We start from the raw sequence: 24,786 nt of genomic DNA, 5'->3' as shown, positions 1-24,786 counted from the left end.
AAGAGGGTGGCGAAGGCCATGGCGCTGCTGCTTGCGTGCGCCAGCGCAAACGCATTCGCTACCGCGCCGCCGACGGATGCACGCCCCCTCTGCGCGGCCTCGCCAAACGCCCAGGCCCCTGCGATACGTGAAGCAGTACTCAACGGTGTGCCAGCGATACTCCGTGTACCGGCACATATCAGCAAGCCGCCGGTCATCCTCTGGCATGGTTTCGGCCCGCCCGCCAGCGAACGGGCGATGATGGATGCCCTGCCACTGGACGAGGTCGACGCGGTGAAGGTCTACCTCGGCCTGCCGCTGTTCGGCGCACGCGCACCCGAAGGTGGCATGAAAGAGGTCGCGCGGCGCCAGGGCGAGGACGTCGGCCTGCTGGTCTTCAAGCCCGTGGTGGTCGGCGCCGCCAACGAGTTGCCGAACGTGGTGGACGCGTTGCAGAAAAACGCGTGCATGCCACATGGCGCATCCGTGGCACTGGTCGGCTTCTCCGCTGGCGGCGCGGCGGCGCTCGATGCCTTGTCGCAGGGCAAGGTCGCCATCGACGCCGCGGTGTTCATCAATGCGTCGACCGGCCTGAGTGCATCGGTACAGGCGTATGAGAAGGCCACCGGCAAGACCTACGCCTGGTCACCCGCGTCACGCGAGCTGGCGAAAGACACCGATGCTGCAGGCCACGCGCGGGAGATCGCCGCGCATCAACCGGCGCTGCTCTTTCTGCAGGGTGCCGATGATGCTGTCATCGATTCCCATGGAGCGTCGGAGTTGTTCGACAGTCTGAAGCCGTTCTACGACGGCCGCTCGCAACGTCTGCAGTTCACGCGGCCCACCGGGATGTCACACCAGTGGGCTGCTGATCCGGTCACGCTCGCCGAAGTGCGGAAGGCCACGGGCGACTGGTTCGCCCGCAACCTTCCCTAGGTGCTTTCGCGCACCAGCGTCGGCATCAGTGATCGATGCCGTGGGCCCTCAGCACGTCGCCGATATCGAACAGCCAGAGGTTGCGCGAACCGTTGAGCGGCTCCTCCAGCCGATGCCGCAGCGATGCCGCGTCATCCTGCGTCTTGGGAAAACGCACCTCGCTTTCCCGGTTGCTCGCGACGTACAGCTCGCCGAAGCGGCGTCCCAAGGACGGTGCATTCTCCAGTGAGGCGCTGTTGACGTCGCCGGGCAGGTGCACCGGCTTGCCCCAGTGCCCGCTTTCGTCGCGGAACGCGATGTAGATGTCCGCGCTGCCGAGCGAGTCGCCTTCGTTGCCGGCGTAAACGAGGAAGCGTTCCTGCGGATCGACGCTGGGATCCATCCGGTTGTGATCCACGTCGCCCAGGTCGATGCGTTCCGGATCGGCATAACCGTGCGCCGTTCGCCGCGCGACGTAGATCTGGTAGGCCTTGCCCGAATCACGGCGATGCGCGGAGAAGTAGATGTCGCCGTTGGCGGCAATGGAGGGGTTGTAGATCATCGCGCCGTCGTTGAGCGCGCCATCCACGTGCATGGGTGCGCCCCAGCGTCCGCCGCCCTGCCGTTCGACGTACCAAAGGTGCTTTCCCGTGAACGTGCGGCCGTCCATCTCGGCCATCACCGGCGTGTCGCCCGGATGCGGCGGGCGGTTGGACACGAAGTAGAGACGCTTGCCGTCCGGCGACATTGCCGGTTCGGAGTCATGCCACTGGCCCGAGAACGGCGCGACTTCCGGCGTGCTCCAGCCATCGCCCTGGCGATGCGTCACAAGGATGGTGTCGTCTTTCTCGGCAAAATCCGAACGCATGAAATACAGCGTGTTGTTGTCGGGGCTCAGCGCCGCCGAGGTCTCCTGCAGCCCGGTGGAAATCACGCCGGGGCCTACCAGCTCGCCGGCAAAGGCGGGAGTGATGGCCAGTGCGGCGAGCAGGGCCGTGATCAGGACAAGCGGTTTCGACGGCATGGATGGCGTTCCTTCAAGGTGGGGGACGGTGAAGCGTGGTCAGGATGCAGCGCTGGTGCAGCCATGCGCAGGAGATTTGTGACCGGCGGTTGCCGCCGGGTGACGAGCGGTCGCGAGCCGCGTGCTGACGGTCAGGCCATGCCGAGCGCACGGCGCGCCTGCATGCGAAAGCGGCGGCTGAGGTTGAGGCGGGTGCCGTCCTGCAATACGACCTCGGCGCTACCCTGGAACAACGGATGCACCTCGTGGATGCGGTCCACGTTCACTACGGTGCCGCGGTGGATGCGAAGGAACCTCGCCGGATCGAGCATGCCAAGCAGGTGCCGCAGCGATTCGCGATGGAGGTAGGTCGTGGTGCCCGCGTGGATGTGCACGTAGTTCCCGTCGGCGCGAATCCAGTCGATGTCGGCGGCGGCGATCACGCGGATATGTTCCCCCTGCTGCACGCTGAGCCGTTGCAACCAGGGTGAGGCTGGCGGGGACGATGCAGCGGCTGTGGCACCGTCCGCCGCGTGCAGGCCGCGCCAATGGCGGCGTACGCGCGCCATCGCCTGGTCGAACCGATCCTGGTCGATCGGTTTGAGCACGTAGTCGATGGCATTGGCATCGAACGCGCGCAACGCGTGCTGGCCGAAGGCCGTGGCAAACACCACCATCGGCAGGTGGTCGCGCTTCATGCCCTGCAGCAGCCTGAAGCCGTCCATGCCGGGCATGCGGATATCCAGGAACAACAGGTCGGGGTCGAGGGCCGCCATGGCCTGCCGTGCTTCGACCGCGTTGGCGCACTCGCCGACGATGACGACATCGTCGTGCGAGGCCAGGGCCTGCCTTATGGCCAGGCGCGCCAGCATCTCGTCGTCCACCAGCAGCGTGCGGATCGCGGGCGCGTTCATGCGGCGCACTCCCGGAACGGAAAACGCAGTTCGACCCGCGTGCCGCCCTCGGCCTTGCGCTCCAATGCCACGGTGGCCTCCTTGCCGAACAACATGTCCAGTCTCGTGCGCGTGTTGCCGAGTCCGATGCCTTCCTTCGCCCCTTCGGTGGGCAGACCGATGCCGTCATCGTCCACGCGGAGCAACAGCGCATCGCCTTCGCGGCGCGTCATGATGTGCAGCGTGCCGCGCTCGGCCTTGTCGAGCAGGCCGTGGCGCAGCGCATTCTCCACCAGCGGCTGCAGGATCATGTTGGGCACCAGCGCGCGCACGGTGTCGATGGACACGTCCAGGTGCGTGGTCAGGCGATCCTGAAAGCGCACCTGCTGGATGCCCAGATAACAGCTGAGAAATTCCATCTCGCGCGACAACGGCACCTGCTGTGCGTGGCGTTCCTCCAGCGTAAGGCGGAGGAAGTCGCTGAGCCGCGCGATCATCTGGCGCGCCTGCACCGGGTCCGCCAGGGCCAGCGCGGAAATCGCATTGAGCGTGTTGAACAGGAAATGCGGCTGCAGTTGCACGCGCAGGGTCTGCAATTGCGATTGCACCAGCTGGGTTTCCAGCTGCGCGTTGCGCAGACGCTCGTCGCGCAGCCGTCGTTGCGAGTCGATGGCGCGCAGCACCACCAGCATCACGCCATAGGTAAGCACGCTCAGGTGGAAGTTATAGGCGAACTGCATGCGTGCAAATGCGCCAAGGGCGATGTTCGGCCGCGATGTCGGCGGACCGCACAAGGTCCAGTAGATGCCTAGCACCAGCATGACCTGAACCGCCGCGAGCATGAGGCAGGCCGGCGCGTGCACCGCCCAGAAGCGTCCCCAGCTACCGCTGCCACCCTGTATGCCCAGCCACGCGACCACCGGTGTGAGCAGCATCCACAGGTAGGCGTTGGCGACGTTCCAGGTGAGTGGGCGTACCCACGCAAACGCTTCGCCCTCGCTGATCATCGAGATGACCGCGCTCGCCGTATAGGACAAGGCCAGCAGGGTCCAGAAGGCAAAGACCCATGCCCAGATCTTCCAGCGTGGCGCAGTCATCAGGTCGGACACGGGTGCCTCACCGGCGCAGGCCGCAGCAGCGAACCGCCACAGTGTGGAACCCCGCATCGGCACGGCAACAGTGCCTTAAGGCGTGCCCGGCCCATCAACCCACGACGCAGGATGGCGGCGTGCTGGCGGCGGGCTGGCCGTGTGCGGTGAGCCAAGGCGTCAACGACAGGCGCCAGATGTGATCCGTGTTGCCCGTACCCTGTGCCGGGGCTGACGTGGGCAGGGCGCGATCGCTGGAGAAATACAGCGTGCGATGGTCGCATCCCAGCTGGGAGCCCATGCTGTGGGTGCCGCTGTTCACCACGTCGCCCAGGTCCTGTGGTTCGCTCCAGTTGTCGGTGGTGTGGAAGGCAATGGCCAGCCGGTACGCCTGCTTGGGATCGTGGCGGATGCTGAAGACCATGAACGAGCGATCCGGTGCGATGGCGACGTCGCGGACCTGCGCATCCTTGCCGCCGACCGCCACCACATAGGCCGGCTGGTACTGGCCGTTCTCATGGCTGGCACGCAGCGGCCGGATCACACCGTCGGGCGCGCAGCCGATGTAATAGATGCTGCCATCCGACGCCACGCTCGGTGCGAAACTGCTGTTGCAGGTATTGACCGTGTCGGGCAGGCGCACAGGTTCGCTCCAGCCATCGCCCTTCCGCTCCACGCGCCAGAGATTCATGCCCAGGCCCGTGAGCAGCTTTCCTTGGCGCACGGTGTCGATGGGCTGGCCGCCTTTCATAGCGGGACGATTGGATGTGAACACGAGATAGGAGCCGTCCGGTGCCATGGTCGGATCGCCATCGCGCCAGTGCCCGGAAAAGGAAGCGGGCACCGGTGCCGACCATTGATCATGGACCCGGTGCGACACCATCACGGCGGCACCGCTCTCCGAGGCGCGCATGAAATAAACCGTATGGCCATCCGGCGTGAAGGCCGGCGATTCGGCATCGGCGAGATCACCCGGCAGGAACGCAACCGGCTCGGAGGGCAGGGGCGTGACCAGCGGCGACATGGCCAAAAGCACGACACAGATCATCTGTTGCCACATGGCGGCGACTCCCTTGGATGCGCAGGTGATGGAAACGGCGCATCAAGCTAGGACGCCCCAGGCGGCCCGTCGTCGCCTTTGTGACAAGCGGCGCTTCCTGCGCCACCAGCGGTATCACGCCCTCGCTGGACGGTTCCGCCGGATCACCAGTCGATGCGTTGCTGGTCGCGGAAAAAGCCGCCGTTGATCGACGGGCGCGATGGCAGCATGGCTGCCCACACAATGCCGGCAGCGCCATCGGCGACGGGCCGCCCGCCATGGCCGCCCATGTCCGTAGCGACCCAGCCGGGACACACGGCATTGACCAGGATGCCGCTGCCGGCGAGCTCTGCCGCAAGCATGCGCGTATGGCTGTTGAGCGCGGCCTTGGACACGCGATAGGCGGGGCAGCTCGCGCCTTCGCTCTCCACGGCGCCGCATCCACTGGAAACATTCACGATGCGGCCATAGCCGTGGCGCTGCATCAAGGGAAGCATGGCCTCGGTGAGCCGCCATGCGCCCAGCAGATTGGTCTCCAGGGCGTCGCGCACGATATCCAGATCGACGGACGATGCCTGATCGTCGACGTCGAAGTACGCGCCCGCGTTGTTCACCAGGATATCGAGTCGGCCGTATTCGCCCGCGATGCGCGCAGCGAGTTCACGCACGCTTTGCGGCGAGGTGACGTCCAGCGGCACGGACACCACCGTACCGCCCTCCCGCCGCAGTTGCCGCGCGGCTTTCTCGCCAGCCAGTGGGCGACGCGCGCCCAGCAGTACGGTTGCACCGGTGGCGGCGAGCTGTCGCGACACCTCGAAGCCGAGTCCGCGATTCCCGCCGCTCACCAGCGCCACCCGTTGTGACGGTTCCGGTTCGGGCGCGAGCATGCGGCGTCGCGATGGCCTCCCCGGAAACGCCACCGCGCTCATGGCGTCGCGGCCAGTTGGTCGCAGCGCTCGCTGGCGCAGGCCTGCCAGCCACCGCCTAGCGCCTTGTACACCGACACCGCGCGCAGGTTAATCGAGGCCTGCGCATCGGCCAGCGCATCCTCCGCTTCCAGCTGCGTGCGTTCGGCATCGAGCAGCTGCAGGAAGTCGGCGGCGCCTTCGTTGTAGCGGATGCGTGCCAGGTCCGCGGCATGGCGGCTGTTGGTCACCTGGTCCTGCAGCTTGATCACGCGGTCGCGCTGCAGGTTGTAGCCGACGATGGCGTTGTCCACGTCTTCCACCGCCTGCAGCACCGTGCGCTGGTAATTGGCGAGCGCCGCATCTGAACGGGCCTCGCTGGCCTTCACGTTGGAGCGCACGCGCTGTACGTTGAGGCCGGACCACGAGATGCTTGGCGCAATCGACCACGCCCGCGACTGCGCACCACCGAAGTCATTGCTGCGGCCGGCGAGGAAGCCGAGGAAACCGCCCAGCGTGATGTGCGGGTAGTAATCGGCCTTGGCGACGCCGATGCGCGCGTTGGCGGCGGCCAGTTCGCGCTCGGCGACGCGCACGTCCGGACGGCGCTGCAGCACGTCGCCGGCAGTGCCGATATCCAGCGCCACGTCGATGGGCTTGAAGCCCTGCGGCGACAGGTCGACATCCAGTTCACCCGGACGCTCGCCCAACAGCACCGCCAGACGCGACGTATCGTTCTGCGCCAGCGTCTGCAAGGTGGGCAGCTGCGCCTCCACAAAGTTGAGCCGTGCCGTAGCGCTGGCCACGTCCTGCTCGGACACCGTGCCGATGTCGTTGCGGGCGTGGATCAGGCGCAACGTCTCGCGCTGGTTCTCGATGTCGCGGTTGGCCACATCGATGCGCAGCTGCACGCCGCGCAGGTCGAAGTAGTAGCGCGCGACTTCCGCGAACAGGGTTACCTGCGCATCCTGCAGCGAGGCCTCGCTGGCACCCGCATCCGCACGCGCGGCTTCCACCGAGCGACGCACGCCACCGAACAGGTCGATCTCCCAGCTGGCGTCAAACCCCGCCTGGTAGCTGGTGGTGGTGACGCGCCTGTCGGTGAAGCCCGGCTGCTGCTCGCGGCTGCGCGAGTAGTTCGCCACCGTTTCCACGTCGGGAATCTGCTGCGACTTGGCGACGCCAAGCAAGGCACGCGATTCACGCAGGCGTGCAAAGGCGATCTTCAGGTCAGGACTGTTCGCGGCGGCGCGCTGGATCAGCGCGTCGAGCGTCGGGTCGTTGAACTGCTTCCACCACTGCGCCTGGAACGTCTGCGTGGATTCCTGCGCGTTCACGCCCTGCATGACCACCGGCTTTTCCTGCGGCGCGTGGTAGTCGGGGCCGACGCTGACACAACCGGACAGCATGATCGCGGCGGCGATGGCGGTGACTTTCTTCGCGGTGGAGCGGCGGGAGACGGGGCCGCATGAGGGCGTCGACGTTGCGGCCAGATCCATGAAGCCCGCTCCCGTAGCGAGTTCATCGCCAGACTGGCCCCTCACCCCGGCCCTCTCCCCGTAGGGGTGAGGGAGAAGTGCGGTCCTAAGGTTCTTGAAGAAGGACATATCAGTGCTCCTCAATCAGATTGGCCTGCGCGAGGCGCGCAGTCCGGCGTGCGCGGCGGCGTTCGCTTATGCGTTCGCCCCAGCCGCGCACCATGACGTAGAACAGCGGCGTGAAGATCAGGCCGAAGAAAGTGACGCCCAACATGCCGGAGAACACCGCCACACCCATCGCGTGGCGCATTTCCGCACCGGCGCCGTGCGAGGTCACCAGCGGCACCACGCCCATGATGAAAGCGAACGAGGTCATCAGGATCGGGCGCAGTCGCAGGCGGGCCGCTTCCAGCACGGCCTGCGTGCGGTCCATGCCTTCGATGATCTGCGCTTCGCGGGCGAACTCCACGATCAGGATCGCGTTCTTGCACGCCAGGCCAACCAGCACGATCAGGCCGATCTGGGTGAAGATGTTGTTGTCGCCACCGGACATCCACACGCCCGAGATGGCAGACAGCAGCACCATCGGCACGATCAGGATCACCGCCAGCGGCAGCAGCAGGCTTTCGTACAGCGAGGCCAGCACCAGGAACACCAGCAGCACGCACAAGGGGAACACGAGCACCGCGGTATTGCCGGCAAGGATCTGCTGGTAGGTCAGCTCGGTCCACTCGAACGTCATGCCGTTGGGCAGGTTGTCCTTGGCCAGCTTCTCGATGGCCGCCTGTGCCTGACCGCTGCTGTAGCCCGGTGCCGGGCCGCCGTTGATCTCGGCGGTCGGGTAACCGTTGTAGTGCTGCACGCGATCCGGGCCCACGGTCTGCCGCACCGTGAGGAACGAACCCAGCGGGATCATCTCGCCCGTATTGCTGCGCGTCTTCAGTTGCAGGATGTCGCCTGCCTCATGGCGGAAGCTCGGCTCGGCGGACACGTTCACCTGGTAGGTGCGGCCAAAGCGGTTGAAGTCATTGACGTAGAGCGAGCCAAGATACGCCTGCATGGTCTGGTACACGTCGGCCAGGTCCACGCCTTCGGCCTTCGCCTTTTCGCGATCCACATCCGCGTCGATCTGCGGCACGCTCACCTGGTAGCTGGAGAACAGGCCGGCCAGCGTCGGCACCTTGGTGCTGGCCTGGATCAGGCCCTGCGTCTGCTTGTACAGCTCCTCGAAGCCCTGGTCCGAGCGATCCTCCACCTGCAGGCGGAAACCGCCGATCGTGCCCAGGCCGTTGACCGGCGGGGGCGGGAAGATCGCGATATACGCATCCTGGATGCCCATGTACTTCTGCTGCAGGGCCGCCGTGATCGCGCCAGCCGACAGCGAGGGGTCACGACGCTCCTCGAACGGCTTGAGCGTCACGAACACGATGCCGGAGTTGGTGCTGTTGGTAAAACCGTTGATCGACAGGCCCGGGAACGCCACCGCGCTTTCCACGCCCGGCTGCTTGAGGGCGATGTCGCTCATGCGGCGGATCACGTCTTCCGAACGATCCAGCGAGGCGGCATCCGGCAGCTGCGCGAACGACACCAGGTACTGCTTGTCCTGCGGCGGCACGAAGCCGGTGGGCACGTGGGCGAAGCCGAACAGGCCGAGCACCACCAGGCCGCCATAGATGAGCAGCGCGATGGAGCCCGAGCGCAGGATGCGCTTCACGCCACCCACGTAACGGTTGGCACTGCTCACGAACAAGCGGTTGAACGGACGGAACAGCCAGCCGAAGGCACGGTCGATGAGCAGGCTCAGCTTGTCCTTCGGTGCACCGTGCTCCTTCAGCAGCAGCGCGGCGAGCGCGGGGCTCAGGGTGAGCGAGTTGAACGCCGAGATCACCGTGGAGATGGCGATGGTCAGCGCGAATTGGCGATAGAACTGACCCGTCAGGCCGCTGATGAAAGCCGCCGGCACGAACACCGCGCACAGCACCAGCGCCGTCGCCACGATGGGCCCGGTCACTTCGTTCATCGCCTTGCGCGTCGCTTCCTTCGGCGACAGGCCATGCTCAATGTGTCGCTCGACGTTCTCGACCACCACGATGGCGTCGTCCACCACGATGCCGATGGCCAGCACCAGGCCGAACAGCGACAGCGCGTTGAGCGAGAAGCCTGCCATCAGCATCACCGCGAACGTACCGATCAACGACACCGGCACGGCGACCAGCGGGATGATGGAGGCACGCCACGTCTGCAGGAACAAGATCACCACCAGCACCACCAGGGCGATGGCTTCGAACAGCGTATGCACCACCGCCTCGATCGAGCCGCGCACGAACACGGTCGGGTCGTACACGATCTTGTAGTCCACGCCCTGCGGGAAATCCTTCTTCAGGTCCGCCATCAAGGCGCGGACTTCATCGGAGATCTGGATGGCGTTGGAACCCGGGCGCTGGAAGATCGGCAGCGCGACGGCCGGCTGGTTGTTGAGCAGGCTGCGCAGCGCGTAGCTGTTGGCGCCCAGTTCCACGCGGCCCACATCGCGCAGGTGCACGAACGAACCGTCGGCATCCTTGCGCACGATGATGTTGGCGAAGTCATCCTCGTTGATGAGGCGGCCCTGCGTGTTGATGTTGAGCTGGAACGCCGCGTTGGTCGGGCCCGGAGGCGCGTTGAGCGCACCGGCGGCCACGGTGATGTTCTGCTCCTGGATCGCATGCACCACGTCACCCGTGGTGAGCTGGCGCGAGGCCAGGCGTTCCGGGTCCAGCCACACGCGCATGCTGTATTCACCGGCGCCGAAGATCTGCACGTCGCCCACGCCGTCAAGGCGGGCCAACTGGTCCTTGATGTGCAGTCGTGCGTAGTTGGACAGGTACAGCATGTCGTACCGGTTATCCGGTGAGATCAGGTGCACCACCATGGTGAGGTCGGGCGAGCTCTTCTGCGTGGTTACGCCAAGGCGCTGCACTTCCTCGGGCAGACGTGGCAGTGCCTGCGACACGCGGTTCTGCACCTGCACCTGCGCGTTGTCCAGATCCGTGCCCAGCGCGAAGGTGACGGTGAGCGTCATCGCGCCATCGCTGGTGGACTGCGAGCTGGTGTAGAGCATGCCTTCCACGCCGTTGATCTGTTCTTCCAGCGGCGTGGCGACGGTTTCGGCGATCACCTTGGGGTTGGCGCCGGGATACGACGCACGCACGACCACGGTAGGCGGCACCACTTCGGGGTATTCGCTGATCGGCAGCTTGAACAGCGCAATGCTGCCCGCGATGAGGATCAGCACGGAGAGGACGCCAGCCAGGATCGGCCTGTCCACGAAATATTGGGCGAGTTTCATTGCATTCGTCCTGGTTGCTCTAGGCACCATTCCCGCGCGAGGCGGGGACTTTGGGTGCTTGGTTTCCGGTATCCGGAGACAAAGCGACCCTGGCCCTCCGCTCAAACGAGAGAGGGCGTCCATTTCTTGCTGATTACTTTCCTAAGCCGTCATCCCCGCGGAGGCGGGGATCCAGTGCCTTTTTCCACGACAGCGGAAGTCACTGGATTCCCGCCTCCGCGGGAATGACGGTCAAAAGCGTTTACTTCTGCTGCGCCGCGTTCTTGCTCGACGCACCACCCGCCATCGCCACCGGCTTGTTCGGATCCAGGCTGCGCGTTTCCATCGCCACCTTGGTCGGGTTCACTTCCACGCCAGGGCGCACATGCTGGATGCCGTTGACGATCACGGTGTCCTTGGCGTCCAGGCCTTCGTTGACCACGCGCAGGCCATCGAGCAGGGGACCGGTCACCACGCGGCGGTATTCCACCTTGCGATCCTTGTCGACCACGTAGACGAACTTGTTGCCCAGGTCGGCGCCGACGGCGCGGTCATCGACGAGTGCCCGCGGCTGGCGGCTGTCGCTGCGCAGCTGGATGCGGACGTAGAGGCCCGGCGTGTAGCTGGCGTCGGCGTTGTCGAACACGGCACGCAGGCGGATCGTGCCGCTGCCCGCACGCAGCTGGTTGTCGACGAAATCGACGCGGCCGGTGTGCGGAAAGCCTTTCTCGTCGGACAGAGCCATCGAGATCTGCGGCGAGCCGCCGTGCTCACGGCGCTGGCGGTCGAACTTCAGGTAGCTGTGCTCGTCGACGTCGAAGTAGGCATAGATCGGGTCGATGCTCACCACGCTGGTCAGCACGTCGTTGCTGGTAACCAGGTTGCCCGGCGTCACCAGCGCGTTGCTCACGCGACCATCGATGGGCGCGCGCACTTCGGTAAAGCCGAGGTTGAGCTTGGCGGCGTCGAGGGCAGCGTTGGTGGACGCCACCTGGGCCTTGGCGCTTTGCGCAGCGGTCTGCTGGCGGTCGGCCTCTTCCTTGGCAATGGCGTGTTGCTCCAGCAGGCGCTGGGCGCGCTCGCCGTTGGCCTGGGCCAGCACCTGGTTGGCCTTCGCCTCCGCCAGATTGGCGTTCAGTCGATCCACTTCCGCCTGGTAGGGGCGGGGGTCGATGCGGAAAAGAAGGTCGCCCTTTCGAACGATCGCCCCTTCCTTGAAGTGCACCGAGTCCACATATCCACTGACGCGGGGACGCAGCTGGATGGTGTCGACCGCCTGCAGGCGGCCGGTGAACTCATCCGAATCGTCCACCGGGCGCACCAGCACCTGGGCCACGGTGACGGAAGGCGCCGGCGGCGGGCCGGCCTGGGCATGGGTATCACCGCTGTGGCCCAGCAGGGCCCAGCTGCCGCCCACCACGGCGACGGTGAGCAGGGCAAGGATCCATCGCTTGTTCATCTTCGACTCCCGGATTGGACTCGTCGAAGTGGGGGTACCCCGACGATCAGGAGCGGAAGATTAGGTATACCATCCGGTTCAATAAATAGCTTATGATGCAACGCAATAGTGACTACCAGTCACGAATGGGGTAAAAATCCAGCCTATGGAAGACTTTGCCGCAATCTCCGCGTTTGTCCGCGTGGTCGAGGCCAAGAGCTTCGCCGCCGCCGCCGCCCAATTGGGCATGACCCCTTCCGGGGTCAGTCGCGCCGTCTCGCGACTGGAGGAACAGCTGGGTGCCCGGCTGTTGTTCCGCTCCACGCGATCACTGCGTTTGACCGACGATGGCGCCTCGTTTCATGCACGTTGCAAGGAAATCCTTGCTGATCTGGCCGAGGCCACCGAGGCCCTGGGCTATGCCAGCCGCAAGCCCACCGGCAAGCTGCGCATCGGCGTGCCGGCCGCCGTGGGGCGTACCGTGATCATCCCCAGGCTGGCGGAATTCGAGCAGCGCTACCCGGATATCCGGCTGGAGCTGTCGATGTGCGATTACCCCTACGACCTCAACGAGGAAGGCATCGATTGTGCGGTGCGTGTGGGGCCGCTGGAGGATTCCAGCCTGATCGCCCGCAAGATCGGCTATCTGCGCAACGTGATCATCGCCTCGCCGGACTATTTGGCGAAGTACGGTGCGCCGCAGAGCATCGACGACCTCAAGAACCACCGCTGCATCAACTACGTGCAGCCCAACGGCCGGCCGCGGCAATGGCAGTTCGATACGCCGAGCGGGCAGGTGGCCGTGGACATCGACGCGCACATCCTGATCAACGACGCCGAGTCGGTGATCCAGGCCGTGGTATCGGGCTTGGGGATAACCCAGGCGCCGAACGTGATCGCCGCCTGCATGCTCGACTTCGGCAAGCTCGAGCTGGTGATGACCGACACCATCTCCACCGGCAAGCCGGTGTGGATCGTCTACCCGCAGAAGAAGCATCTGTCGGCCCGCGTGCAGGCCTTCATTGAATGGGTGCGTGAGGTGTTCGAGCAGACCAGCGAGCCGGGCAAGCACAAGAAGCCGGTTGTGACAGCGGTGCCGGAGCGGTTGAGCGCATAGGCGCGGGGCTTTTCAAAAGACTGGTCGACTTCGTTATCGCCACACCGTCATTCCCGCGAAAGCGGGGATCCAGTGCCTTTCTTCAGGCGCAGCGGTAGAGCGAAAGTCGCTGGATCCCGGCTTTCGCGGGGATGACGGTGAGGGGCAATGTGGTTGGATGGAGCGTCGTGCCGTTACATCCCCGCCGGAATCAACAACAACAGCGCCAAGCCCAGCACGATGCGATAGATCGCAAACGGCGTGAAGCGATGGCTGCGGATGTAACCAAGCAGCCACTTCACCGCCACGAAGGCCACGATCGCCGACACCACGAAGCCGACGCCGAAGGCTGACCAGTCCTCATGCTGCACGCCGCCTTCCTTGAACACCTTCAGCAGTTCATAGCCCGTCGCCGCATACATGGTGGGAATGCCCACCAGGAAGGCGAACTCGGTCGCCGCGGCGCGGTTGCTGGTGCCGGCGAGCATGGCGGTGAAGATGGTGGCCGCCGAGCGCGAGGTGCCGGGGAAGATGCCCGCCACCATCTGCGCGATGCCGACCAGGATGGCCACGCGCCACGTCACCTGTGTGCGGTCCGGCTGGCGGGCGGCCAGGCGTTCGGCCGCGATCATCCAGATGCCGCCGATCACCAATGCCCATGCCACCGGCGTCACGGCCTCGGGCAGTTTGAAACCGAGCTTCACCGCGATGAAGCCGAGCACGGCGGTGATCATGAACGCCACGAACAGCTTGGCGAGATAGTCGCGGTTGGCTGGGTCGCGCCACTTCGTGAACAGCTGCCAGATGCGGCTCCAGTAGATGAAGGTGACCGCGAGGATCGCGCCCGCCTGGATGCCCACGTTGAAGAGGTCCGAACGCTCGCCCAGGCCGAACTTCTCGGCGATCAGCAGGTGGCCCGTGCTGGAAATGGGGAGGAATTCGGTGATGCCCTCGATGATGCCGAGCAGGATGACGTTGATGAGATCGCTCACGGAAACTCCGACGAATGGGGCCTTACCGGTTCCATACCGGTGCAAAGCGGCATAGCTTAAGGGACCGGGATGGCGTTTTCGGGGCGGGATGGACCAGATGCATCTTGTCTTTTGCGATCCGTCGTTCCGCTTTCGCCGGGATGATGCCTGTTCAGGCTTATTTGCACCTTAGTGGTGCACCATGGTGTTTCATTTCAGTGCAACACAGCCGTATCAGTATGTCCCTTGCAACCGTAACTTATTGAAACAGCAGGATCAAACCGCTTGGCACGCGCCTTGCTCAGACGCCTGTCGTTTTCCCACCTTTTTGCCCGCCGAGGTTGTCCATGTCGTCCGCCGTCCAGAAAGTGCTCGATCAGATCCAGGAACATGAAGTCGAATTCGTTGACTTCCGTTTTGCCGACATGCTCGGCAAGCACCACCACGTCACGTTCCCGGCCCACGCCATCGACGAGGGCACGTTCGAGGACGGCAAGATGTTCGACGGCTCGTCGATCGCCGGCTGGAAGGGCATCAACGAGTCCGACATGGTCCTGATGCCGGACCCGGACACGGCCTACATCGACCCGTTCAGCGCGCACACGCAGATGGTCATCCACTGCGACGTGCTCGAGCCGTCGACCATGCAGGCCTACGGCCGCGACCCGCGCTCCATCGCCAAGCGCGGCGAGGCGTTCCTGAAGTCCACCGGCATTGCCGATACCGCTTTCTTCGGTCCGGAGCCGGAATTCTTCATTTTCGACTCGGTCCGCTGGCAGAACGACATGGGCCGCGTGTTCTATGAAATCGGCTCCGAAGAAGCCGCATGGAGCTCGCGCTACAAGTACGACGACAACAACACCGGCCACCGTCCGGGCGTGAAGGGCGGCTACTTCCCGGTCAGCCCGGTCGACTCGCTGGGCGACCTGCGCGCCGACATGTGCAAGGTCCTGGAGTCGCTGGGCCAGGTGGTGGAAGTGCACCACCACGAAGTGGCCAATGCCGGCCAGTGCGAGATCGGCGTGAAGTTCAACACGCTGGTGAAGAAGGCCGACGAACTGATGACCATGAAGTACGTCATCAAGAACGTCGCCCACCAGAACGGCAAGACCGTCACCTTCATGCCCAAGCCCATCGTTGGCGACAACGGCAGCGGCATGCACGTGCACCAGTCGCTGGCGAAGGACGGCAACAACCTGTTCGCGGGCGACCTGTACGGCGGCCTGTCGCAGACGGCGCTGTGGTACATCGGCGGCATCTTCAAGCACGCCAAGGCCATCAACGCGTTCGCCAACTCCACCACCAACAGCTACAAGCGCCTGGTGCCGGGCTTTGAAGCCCCGGTGATGCTGGCCTACTCGGCCCGCAACCGTTCGGCCAGCTGCCGCATTCCGTACGTGTCGAGCCCGAAGGGCCGCCGCATCGAAGTGCGCTTCCCCGATCCGATGAACTCGGGCTACCTGGTGTTCACCGCGCTGATGATGGCCGGCCTGGACGGCATCATCAACAAGATCGACCCGGGTGCGCCGGCCGACAAGGATCTGTACGACCTGCCGCCGGAAGAAGAGAAGAACATCCCGCAGGTGTGCGCCAGCCTGGACGAAGCGCTGGTGGCGCTCGACAAGGACCGTGACTTCCTCAAGGCCGGCGGTGTGTTCACCGACGACTTCATCGATGCTTACATCGCGCTGAAGATGCAGGAAGTCACCCGTTACCGCGCCAGCACGCATCCGCTGGAATTCCAGATGTACTACGCGATCTGATCGCGTCGGCGAAACGGGAAAAGGCAACGACGGGCGCTTCGGCGCCCGTCGTTTTTTCTGTGGTTAGAATCGCCCCAGGGACAGGGGAGATGCACCATGCGTGTATTCAGGGGATTGCTGTGGGCACTCGCCGCCTTGCTGGCGACCCTGGTGGCTGCGTTCGCCTGGGGCAGGCTGCGGCCACCGACGCCGGAGCAGAAGACCGCCCTCGCCACGTTGCAGGTCGACCATAAGCCAACGCAGGGGCGCAACGCCTACCCGGCCCTCTGGCTGGTCGGCTTCGATGTGCCGCCTGCTCAGCTCGATGCGGCGTATGCGAAAGATCGCCAGCGGATCGAGGCGTGGCAACAATCGCTCGACGCCAGTGGGCACGCGCCACCCATGCCCCGGCCAGGGGCCGGTTTTGCGCCCTTGCCGCAGCTCTCCACGGACGAACGCAAGGCGCTGTGCGGCATCCGTGACCCCGATTGCCTGGGCAAGGCACGCACGCACAACGATGCCTTGCATGCCTTGATCGCGAAACACGCCAAGCTGCTGGCCCACGACAAAGCCCTGGCCGGCTTCGACTATGCGTGGCACGACACGCCCAGGGATCCGCTAGGGCTGATGCCTCCGTACGGCCCGGCGATGGGCTTGTGGCAGACCGACATTGCGCTGGATTTCGTGGATGGGCACCAGGCGCAGGCCTTGGATGGTGCGTGCACGCAAGTCGCCACGCTGCGCCGCCTGCACGCCCACAGCAATACGATGGTCGGCACGCTCGTACTGGCTGCGCGTTTGCGCGGCAGCGTGCTGCTGTTCGCGCAAATACTGTCGGAAGTGCCAGCCGACATGCCTTTGCCGGCATCCTGCGCGGTGGCGTTTGCGCCGCTGGCGGTGAGCGATATCGACCTGTGCCCCGGCACCCAGTCGGAGTTCGCCTGGCTGGCCTCCTCGGCGTTGCCTGATGCCGGGGAACGCTGGTACGAACGCTGGCGCCTGTCGGGTCCGTTGACCCAACGCCTGTTGGCGCCCACCTATGCGGCCGTCTGCGATGCCGCCGTGCAGAAGGCACTGCTGGCCGACGAGGTGGTATCGCTCAAGCGCCCGCCACCGTCGTTCGATATCTTCGACACCATAGCCAACCGTGGCGGCGTCGCGCTTTCGCGCCAGCCCGTGGTGGATTTCGGGGGCTGGCTTGCGATTCAGCAGGACACTGCGGCGACCTTGCGCATGGGCGCACTGTTGATCTGGTTGCGCGAAAACCACGGCGGCCATCCATCATGGCCGCAACAACTGGCCGCACGTCCTGCGTGGATGCGCTTCGGCGAGGATCGCGCTGTAAGCGTCACGCCGGATGGCCACGCGTTGACGATGAAACTCCGGAGCAACGCCCGACACGAATGGCCGACCAGCTGGCCCTTGCCTACCAGCCCCTAGAAAAACGCGTGTGACGCCGTCGCGAGGGGGAGGGCGACGTCACGCGCGCGTCGGTGCTCAGTGCAGCTCCACCACCACCAGACCCTGCGGCGGGATGTCGATGCTCAGGCGGCCGTTCTGCAGCGCGACCTGTTCCGGCGCAGCGAGCTTGCCCGCCTCACGCAGCTGCGTGATCTGTTCGCGGCTCGGCGTGGTGGGACGGCCCATCTTGTCGAAGGCCGCGACGGCGTTGCCGTGCTCTTGGTCCAGGCGCCACACCGTGGCTTGCGTGGCGTGACCCAGGTGCTTGAGGTCCACATCGAAATGCTTGTTGGCGCCGGCCGGCACACCTGGCGTGTAGTCGGCGGTGTCGCCCAGCGGCTTGGTGTAGTTCCACAGCGCCAGCACCACGGTGCCGTCGGCGCGGCGCGTGGCCAGCGCGCTGTCGGTGGTCAGCGGCAGCTGCACGTCGCCCAGCTTGTGCAGCATGGCGAAGGCGTTGAAGGCAGGCTTGGGGATGCGATCGGCGGCAATCAGGCCAAAGCCGCCGTAGAACGGCGTCTTCACTACACCCTGTTCGTCGAACACGTCGGAGAACGACCAGTAGCTCATCATGTCCACCTTGCCCGCGCACTCGCGGATGGTGTTGGCCATCCACGGGCCCATGTAGACCGTGTCGGTAACGTTGGGCAGGTTGGCGTAGGAGGCGTTGTATTCGCTGTAGACCAGCGGCAGCTTCGGGAACGGCGAAGCGGCGACTTCCTTGTGCGACTTGTCCACCGCACGGCACACCATGTCCCGGCGCGGGATGTTCTCCTTGGTCTTGAACACATTGTCGGCGGTGTCGTCGCCGTAGACGTGCGTGCTCACGAAGTCGATCGGCGCGCCGCTCTGCTTCACGTGCTTGAGGAAGTCCGGCAGCCACGCGGCCTGCGCCGTCGCGGGGCCGCCGACGCGGAACTGTTTGTCCACCGACTTCACCACGCGCGCCGTGCGGTCATACAGGTTGTAGTAGGTGGATTGCTCCGGCTTGCCGCCCCAGAAGGCGAGGTTGGGTTCGTTCCACACCTCGAAGTACCAGCTGCGCACTTCCTCGATGCCGTAGCGCTCGATCTCGTGCTGCAGGAAGGCACGCACCATCGCGTCCCACTCGTTCCAGTCCTTTGCTGGCATCACGTTGGGGTGATACCAGAAGTCGTGGTGGCTGGCCGGGTCGGTGCTCAGCTCCGGCGGCATGAAGCCCAGTTCCACGAACGGTTTGACGCCGCGCGCCAGCAGGCCGTCGTACACCTGGTCCACATAGTTGAAGTTGAACTGCAGCTTGCCCTGCGCGTCGCGGTACGCCACGCCCATGTCGCGGTCGAAGATGCCGTGGAAGCGGATGTAGGTGAAGCCGGTGGCCGCCTTCACGTCTTCCAGGTCCTTGCGGTAGTCGTCGCGCAGCGCGAGGACCGCACGGCCGGAGCCGAACATGTTTTCCCAAAAGTGCGGCAGCGGCGTGCCCTTGGCAGTCACATCCACCTGCAGTTGCACCGTGTCGTTGGCGGCGGGTGCGGCATGGACCGACGTGAGCAGGGCAAGGCAGGCCACGGCACAGGTGCGCAGGGCGAGGCGGCGAAGCGGTGACGGGGTCGACATGGCGAGTCCTTCGGTCAACTGGGTGTGGGTGGTGGCGGCGTGGCCCCCACTGACATGTAAACGTTTACGTGAATCGCCGTGAAGTCTCTAACAGAAGAGCCCGCCGGATCAACAGGAAAAGTGCGTAACCGCCGGCCATGCTGGGAAGCACCGCCATGTCAGGCGCTTGTCGGAAGCGGCTCTCGTCAGCGCCATTGCACCAAGCCAGCGCATTGTCCATGATGGTGCAATGAACGATACGGCAGCGCGGGCATGGGCGGAGCCGTTGGCGACCGGGGTGGCGCTGGCGGATGCGCGGCTGCGCCTGAAGTGGGTGAATCCCGCGCTGGCGGAGTTGCTGGACATCGGGCCGCGCAGCGCGGTGGGACAGTCGCTGGCGGTGTTGTTGCATCGGCCGGAGTGGATGGCGCAGGCGCAGCGCGCGTTGCAGGCCTCGTCCCCGCATCAGCTGCGCGGCATCGACGTGCCCTCGTCGCGCGGGGAGATGGCGCGGGTGGACGTATCCATGCAGCGCATCGCCAGCGGCGAGCTGTTGCTGGAAGTGCATGCACTCGCGCCAACGGCCCCGTCGGACACACCGTTGTCGGCCACCTTGCGTGGCTTTGCACATGAGGTGAAGAACCCGCTCGCCGGCCTGCGTGGCGCGGCGCAGTTGCTGCAGCGGCGCGTCGAGGACGAACAGCTGCGCAGCCTCGCCGGCCTGGTGATCGCCGAGGCTGACCGCCTCGGCGCGCTCGCCAACCGCCTGTTGCACCAGGGCGCCGCCGCGCAATTGGGCGACGTGAACATCCACGAGCAACTGGAGCGCCTGGTCGAGTTGCTGCAGGCCGAACCGACCCCGCCCACGCTGCGCCACGACTACGATCCCAGCCTGCCGGACATCTACGGCGACGCGGACCGCCTGTTGCAGCTGCTGCTCAACCTGGCACGCAACGCGATCGAGGCAGGTGCGAGGACGCTGACCTTCCGCACGCGTGCCGAGGTGGGCGTGCGGCTGGGCGATCGCATGACGCGCATGGCGCTGCGCGTCGACGTGATCGATGACGGCCCCGGTGTGCCCGCGCACCTGCGCGACACCTTGTTCGAACCGCTGGTCTCCGGGCGCGCCGACGGCAGCGGACTGGGGCTGGCGCTGGCGCGCGAAATCGCGCGCGACCACGGTGGCGAATTGCGCCATGTCGGTCGCCCTGGCGAAACCGCGTTCTCACTCTATTTGCCGATGGGGCACGCGCATGACTGAGCAACGCTCCGATATCTGGATTGCCGACGACGACCGCGGCGTCCGCTTCGTGCTGGCCGAGGTGCTGCGCGACGCCGGCCTCGACGTGCGTGAGTTCGGCGATGCGGAAGAAGTACGCGCGGCCCTGCGCAAGGCATCGCCCGCGCTGCTGCTCACCGACGTGCGCATGCCGGGCGAGGATGGGCTCACCCTGGTCGCCGAGTTCAAGACCAAGGGTCTCGGCCCGGTCATCGTGATGAGCGCGTTCACCGACGTCGCCACCACGGCAGCCGCCTATCGCGCGGGTGCCGTGGACTACCTCGCCAAGCCGTTCGATCTCGACCAGGCTGTGGCGGCCGTGCAGCGTGCGTTGGCGGACGTGCCCGCCTCATCCGCGGCGCCGGCTGTGCCCCCTGCGCCCACGCACGCGCTGCTGGGCGAAAGCCCGGCGATGCGCGAAGTGTTCCGCCTGATCGGCCGCGTGGCGGGCAGTGACCTCAACGTGCTGGTCACCGGTGAAACCGGCACCGGCAAGGAACTGGTGGCGCGTGCGCTGCACGAGGAAAGCCCACGGCGCGACAAACCGTTCGTGGCGCTCAACACGGCGGCCATTCCCAGCGAACTGCTGGAGAGCGAACTGTTCGGCCACGAAGCCGGCGCCTTCACCGGCGCCACGCGCCGCCACGCCGGCCGCTTCGAGCAGGCGGAAGGCGGTACGTTGTTCCTCGACGAAATCGGCGACATGCCGCTGGCGCTGCAGACGCGCCTGCTGCGCGTGCTCGCGGGCGGCGAGTTCTATCGCGTGGGTGGGCGCGAACTGATCCGCGGCAACGTGCGCATCATCGCCGCCACGCACCAGGACCTGGATGCGCGTGTAGCGGCGGGGCAGTTCCGCGCTGACCTCAAGCATCGCCTCGACGTGGTGCGCATCGAGCTGCCGCCGCTGCGCCAGCGCCGCAGCGACATCGCGCTGCTTGCCCAGCATTTCCTTGCCAGCGCCGCGCAGGAGCTGCACCTGCCGCCGAAACGATTTTCGCGGGCGGCGCTCAAGGCGATAGGGCAGCGTGACTTTCCCGGCAACGTGCGCGAGCTGGAAAACCTTTGCCGTCGCCTCGCCGTGATCGCCCCGGGCAACGAGATCCTTCCTTCGGACCTGGGCGCCACCGGCGCGGGCAGCACGGCTGGCGGCTGGACCGAGGCGTTGCGCGAATGGGCCGCGCAGGCATTGGCCGATGGCGAGGTGGACATCCACACGCGTGCGCGCGAAGCGCTGGACCAGACCCTGCTGCAGATCGCGCTCGAAGCACACGAAGGCCATCGCCAGCACGCCGCCGCCGCGCTGGGCGTGGGCCGCAATACCCTCACGCGCAAGCTGGGCTCGTCGCGCACGCGACGGCCCCCCAAGTCATGAGAGAGTCGCCATGAGCATCGCCATTCGTCCCGCCAGCCGCTCCGACATTGCGCACATCGCGCAATGGAACCTCGCGATGGCGTGGGAAACCGAGCAGAAGGCGCTGGATGCCGCCGTGCTCGAACGCGGCGTCATCGCCGTATTCGACGAGCCTCGCCGCGGCTTCTACCTGGTGGCGGATCGCGGCGGCGAACCCGTCGGTTGCCTGCTCGTCACCTATGAGTGGAGCGACTGGCGCGCCGGCGATTTCTGGTGGATCCAGAGCGTCTACGTGGTGGATTCCGCGCGTCGCGAAGGCGTGTTCCGGCGGCTCTACGAAGACGCGCAGCAGCGCGCGAAGCAGGCGGGCGCCGTGGGCCTGCGTCTGTACGTGGAGACGGAAAACGAACGAGCGCAGCGTACCTATGCCGGGTTGGGCATGGAGCGGTGCCACTACTTCATGTACGAAACGGAGTTCTGAAAGGCTTGTCGCGCATCCGATGCGGGATCGGTGTTCCCTAGAGGCTGTTCACGGTTTTCTTCGACTCCAAAGTCTCCTCACCGTCATTCTCGCGAAAGCGGGAATCCAGTGCCTTTAAGCTCTATGCACAACGGGAAAAGACGCTGGATTCCCGCTTTCGCGAGAATGACGGTGAGGAAGCGGGGTGCCCGAGCGAGATGTCGAATGGGCTCAAAGGCGGAGGGCAGGCCTTCAGGCCACCCACAGGAACTGGCTGAACTCTTCCGCCGGAATCGCTGTGCCGAACAGGAAGCCCTGCAGCAGCGAGCATCCGGCGCGGCGCAGGTGTTCGGCCTGCGCGGTGGTTTCCACGCCTTCGGCCACCACGTTCATTTCCAGCCCGCGTGCCATGGTGATGATGGCGTCGGTGATGGCGGCGTTGTCCGCGTCGCTGGCGATGTCGCGCACGAAGGTGCGATCGATCTTCAGCGCATCGATGGGGAAGTACTTGAGGTAGGAAAGGCTGCAATAGCCCGTGCCGAAATCATCCAGCGCCAGGCTGACGCCCAGGTCCTTGATGCCCTGCATCAGCGCGCGGCTCTGGTCGCCGGCGGACATCACCATGCGCTCGGTCAGTTCCAGCTCGATCAGTGACGGCGGCAGCTGCGCTTCTTCCAGCGCGTTCCGCAACGTGGCGTGGAAGCCCGGATGCTGGAACTGCGGCGCAGCCACGTTCACCGCCACCACGATGGGGCGGCCCGCGCGGTACCACTCGCCGGCCTGGCGGCAGGCTTCGCTGATGACCCATTCGCCGATGGGCACGATCAGGCCGCTTTCCTCCGCCACCGGAATGAACTGGTCGGGCAGGTACACATCCTGGCCATCCACCTGCCAACGCAGCAGGGCCTCGGCGCCGACAATGGCTCCCGAACGCGCGTCGACCTTGGGCTGGTAGTGCAGGCGCAGCTCGCCGCGCTTGAGCGCGCGGCGCAAGTCCTGCTCGATGCGCAGCCGCGCTGCGGGCAGTTCGCTCATCTGCGAGGTGAAGAAGCGATAGTCGTTGCGACCCTGCATCTTCACTTCGTACATGGCGATGTCGGCGTTGCGCAGCATCGACTCGGCGTCGCGCGCATCGTCGGGATACACGCTGATGCCCACGCTGAAATCAATGTTGAACTCACCCATCTTGCTGGCCGGCGAGGCCTGCCACAGCCGCATCAGCTTCTCGCACAGCTGGCTGGCGCCGGAGCGGCCGTCCACGTGCGACAGCAGCACCACGAACTCGTCGCCCCCGATACGGCTGACCGTGTCTTCGTTGCGCAGGTGGTGGCGCAGGTGCGCGGCGAACGAGCGCAGCAGGTCGTCGCCGGCGGTATGGCCCAACGCGTCGTTGATCTGCTTGAAATGATCGATGTCGATATGCAGCAGCGCCGCTTCGTCATGGCGGCGCACGGCGGCGGCCAGCACCTGTTCCAGGCGCGACTGCAGCAGGCTGCGGTTGGGCAGGCCGGTCAACGTGTCGTGCTGCGCCAGATGCGCCATCTTCAGCGCCAGCGCACGGGTTTCGCTCACGTCGTGGAATACCAGCACGCCACCGATGACGCTGCCGGCGTGATCGTGGATCGAGGCGGCCGAATCCTCGATGGGCGTCTCGAAACCGTTGCGGTGGAGCAGCACCGCGTTGCCCTTCAGTTCGACGATGGCGTCGCGCGCAATCGCATCCAGCAGCGGGCTGTGCAGCGGTTCGCGGGTGCGGCTGTCGATCAGCCGGAACACCTCGCTCATCGGCTTGCCCAGGGCTTCGGCCTGGCTCCAGCCCGTCATCGCCTCGGCGATGGGGTTGAGCGACGTCACCCGGTGCTGCAGGTCGGTGGTGATCACGGCGTCGCCGATGGAACGCAGCGTGACCTCGGCCAGCTCGCGCTCGCGGAACAGCGCCTCCTCATAGGCCTTGCGCTGGCTGATGTCGAGGATCTGCGCCACTGCGTGGTTGGGTTCGCCGTTGATCGAGCGCACGGCCGACACGCTGAGCAGGACATGCACCACGTGGCCGTCACGATGGATGTAACGCTTTTCAAGCTGGTAGGTTTCGCGCCGGCCTTCGCGCAACGAGCGCGATAGTTCGCGCGATGCGGGCAGGTCGTCGACGTGGGTCAGGTCGGGCAGTGCGCGGGTAAGCAACTCCTGCTCGCTGTAACCGAGCATGTCGCACAGCGCGGCGTTGACCCGCAGCATGTGTCCGTCGATGGTGACCAGGGCCATGCCGATGGGCGCGTGCTGGAACGCGCCGAAGAAACGCTGCTCGCTTTCGCGCAGCTGAAGTTCCAGCGCATGCCGCGCGGTGATGTCGATGAACACGGTGAAGACGCCACGCACGCTGCCGTCTTCGTCGAAATCCGGCTGGAAGTTGCCGTGCACATAGCAGCGGGCCGTGCCGGCGAACAGTTCGCCTTCGTACACCGACGGTTCGCCAGCGAACGCCTGCTCCAGGCAGTTTCCCGCGCGTTGCAGGTTCCAGTCGCCGAGCACCTTATCGACGGTGCGGCCGATCATCCGCTGCGGGTCGATATCGAGCCACGCCTGGTGGGTGGCGTTGACGAAACGGAAGCACCGGTGCCGGTCGATATAGGTGATCAGGGCGGGCGCGCCTTGCAGTACGTGGGCAGGCCACTGGGCCTCGCCTCCTGCAGGGACGAACTCGTGATCGGTTGGGTGCATCTGAGTTCTGGCCCGGTGGCGCCCTCCGCGCCTTACCGGCGCATGATGCGCCAAGTAGGGGCCGATAGCACTATCCGCGTCGCCCACG

General features: G+C 65.6%; 18 protein-coding genes. 7 read left to right on the top strand and 11 right to left on the bottom strand.

Annotated features, from left to right (window positions below):
- Positions 1-147 precede the first annotated feature (147 nt).
- Positions 148-915: a prolyl oligopeptidase family serine peptidase gene (locus tag HY57_RS02995; protein WP_157786200.1), complete on the top strand. Its 768-nt coding sequence runs from the start codon at positions 148-150 to the stop codon at positions 913-915.
- Between the two features lie 25 nt (positions 916-940).
- On the opposite strand, the gene HY57_RS02990 is transcribed toward HY57_RS02995, so the two are convergent.
- The 8 genes from HY57_RS02990 to HY57_RS02955 form a co-directional block, all read right to left on the bottom strand.
- Positions 941-1,918, bottom strand: a complete 978-nt coding sequence (locus tag HY57_RS02990; protein ID WP_019466515.1) for a PD40 domain-containing protein — start codon at positions 1,916-1,918, stop codon at positions 941-943.
- Positions 1,919-2,049: 131 nt separating this feature from the next.
- Entirely contained in the window at positions 2,050-2,811 is a 762-nt protein-coding gene (locus HY57_RS02985) for a LytR/AlgR family response regulator transcription factor (RefSeq protein WP_019466516.1), read from the bottom strand.
- Positions 2,808-3,899, bottom strand: a complete 1,092-nt coding sequence (locus tag HY57_RS02980) for a sensor histidine kinase (protein ID WP_235186607.1) — start codon at positions 3,897-3,899, stop codon at positions 2,808-2,810. Before HY57_RS02980 ends, HY57_RS02985 begins: the two co-directional genes overlap by 4 nt.
- Before the next feature lie 94 nt (positions 3,900-3,993).
- Positions 3,994-4,938, bottom strand: coding sequence for a TolB family protein (locus tag HY57_RS02975; RefSeq protein ID WP_019466518.1), 945 nt, complete (start codon positions 4,936-4,938; stop codon positions 3,994-3,996).
- 143 nt (positions 4,939-5,081) lie between these two features.
- Positions 5,082-5,804: an SDR family oxidoreductase gene (locus HY57_RS02970; protein ID WP_019466519.1), complete on the bottom strand. Its 723-nt coding sequence runs from the start codon at positions 5,802-5,804 to the stop codon at positions 5,082-5,084.
- Positions 5,805-5,842: 38 nt separating this feature from the next.
- On the bottom strand, positions 5,843-7,321 hold the full coding sequence (locus tag HY57_RS02965; RefSeq protein WP_019466520.1) for an efflux transporter outer membrane subunit: 1,479 nt from the start codon (positions 7,319-7,321) through the stop codon (positions 5,843-5,845).
- A gap of 109 nt (positions 7,322-7,430) precedes the next feature.
- On the bottom strand, positions 7,431-10,628 hold the full coding sequence (locus tag HY57_RS02960; RefSeq protein WP_019466521.1) for an efflux RND transporter permease subunit: 3,198 nt from the start codon (positions 10,626-10,628) through the stop codon (positions 7,431-7,433).
- Positions 10,629-10,869: 241 nt separating this feature from the next.
- A complete protein-coding gene (locus tag HY57_RS02955; protein WP_019466522.1) occupies positions 10,870-12,066 on the bottom strand; it encodes an efflux RND transporter periplasmic adaptor subunit in 1,197 nt (398 codons plus the stop codon).
- A 145-nt stretch (positions 12,067-12,211) separates the two neighbouring features.
- Between HY57_RS02955 and HY57_RS02950 the strand changes: the two genes are divergently transcribed.
- A complete protein-coding gene (locus tag HY57_RS02950) occupies positions 12,212-13,162 on the top strand; it encodes a LysR family transcriptional regulator (protein WP_019466523.1) in 951 nt (316 codons plus the stop codon).
- Positions 13,163-13,335: 173 nt separating this feature from the next.
- Here the strand turns inward: HY57_RS02950 and HY57_RS02945 are convergent, their stop codons facing one another.
- Entirely contained in the window at positions 13,336-14,133 is a 798-nt protein-coding gene (locus HY57_RS02945; RefSeq protein WP_019466524.1) for an undecaprenyl-diphosphate phosphatase, read from the bottom strand.
- A 326-nt stretch (positions 14,134-14,459) separates the two neighbouring features.
- Between HY57_RS02945 and glnA the strand changes: the two genes are divergently transcribed.
- Both glnA and HY57_RS02935 read left to right on the top strand, forming a co-directional pair.
- Positions 14,460-15,875, top strand: a complete 1,416-nt coding sequence (gene glnA, locus HY57_RS02940; RefSeq protein ID WP_019466525.1) for a type I glutamate--ammonia ligase — start codon at positions 14,460-14,462, stop codon at positions 15,873-15,875.
- 96 nt (positions 15,876-15,971) lie between these two features.
- On the top strand, positions 15,972-17,294 hold the full coding sequence (locus HY57_RS02935) for a hypothetical protein (RefSeq protein ID WP_038579290.1): 1,323 nt from the start codon (positions 15,972-15,974) through the stop codon (positions 17,292-17,294).
- A gap of 57 nt (positions 17,295-17,351) precedes the next feature.
- On the opposite strand, the gene HY57_RS02930 is transcribed toward HY57_RS02935, so the two are convergent.
- On the bottom strand, positions 17,352-18,911 hold the full coding sequence (locus HY57_RS02930; RefSeq protein WP_019466527.1) for a GH39 family glycosyl hydrolase: 1,560 nt from the start codon (positions 18,909-18,911) through the stop codon (positions 17,352-17,354).
- A 229-nt stretch (positions 18,912-19,140) separates the two neighbouring features.
- Here HY57_RS02930 and HY57_RS02925 point away from each other — a divergent pair, with 229 nt between their 5' ends.
- From HY57_RS02925 to HY57_RS02915, 3 genes are read left to right on the top strand one after another with little or no spacing between them, the layout of a single operon-like run.
- Complete coding sequence (locus HY57_RS02925) at positions 19,141-20,151, top strand: two-component system sensor histidine kinase NtrB (protein ID WP_019466528.1); 1,011 nt, start codon at positions 19,141-19,143, stop codon at positions 20,149-20,151.
- A complete protein-coding gene (gene ntrC, locus HY57_RS02920) occupies positions 20,144-21,541 on the top strand; it encodes a nitrogen regulation protein NR(I) (RefSeq protein WP_019466529.1) in 1,398 nt (465 codons plus the stop codon). Before HY57_RS02925 ends, ntrC begins: the two co-directional genes overlap by 8 nt.
- A gap of 10 nt (positions 21,542-21,551) precedes the next feature.
- Entirely contained in the window at positions 21,552-22,001 is a 450-nt protein-coding gene (locus HY57_RS02915) for a GNAT family N-acetyltransferase (protein WP_019466530.1), read from the top strand.
- Positions 22,002-22,232: 231 nt separating this feature from the next.
- Here HY57_RS02915 and HY57_RS02910 read toward each other — a convergent pair whose 3' ends face one another.
- Positions 22,233-24,698, bottom strand: coding sequence for a sensor domain-containing protein (locus HY57_RS02910; RefSeq protein WP_019466531.1), 2,466 nt, complete (start codon positions 24,696-24,698; stop codon positions 22,233-22,235).
- Between the last annotated feature and the right edge of the window lie 88 nt (positions 24,699-24,786).

Source organism: Dyella japonica A8 (genome assembly GCF_000725385.1).
Taxonomy (GTDB): Bacteria; Pseudomonadota; Gammaproteobacteria; order Xanthomonadales; family Rhodanobacteraceae; genus Dyella; species Dyella japonica_C.
Note: the sequence above shows the minus strand (reverse complement) of the source record. Positions and strands in the feature narration are given on the sequence as shown.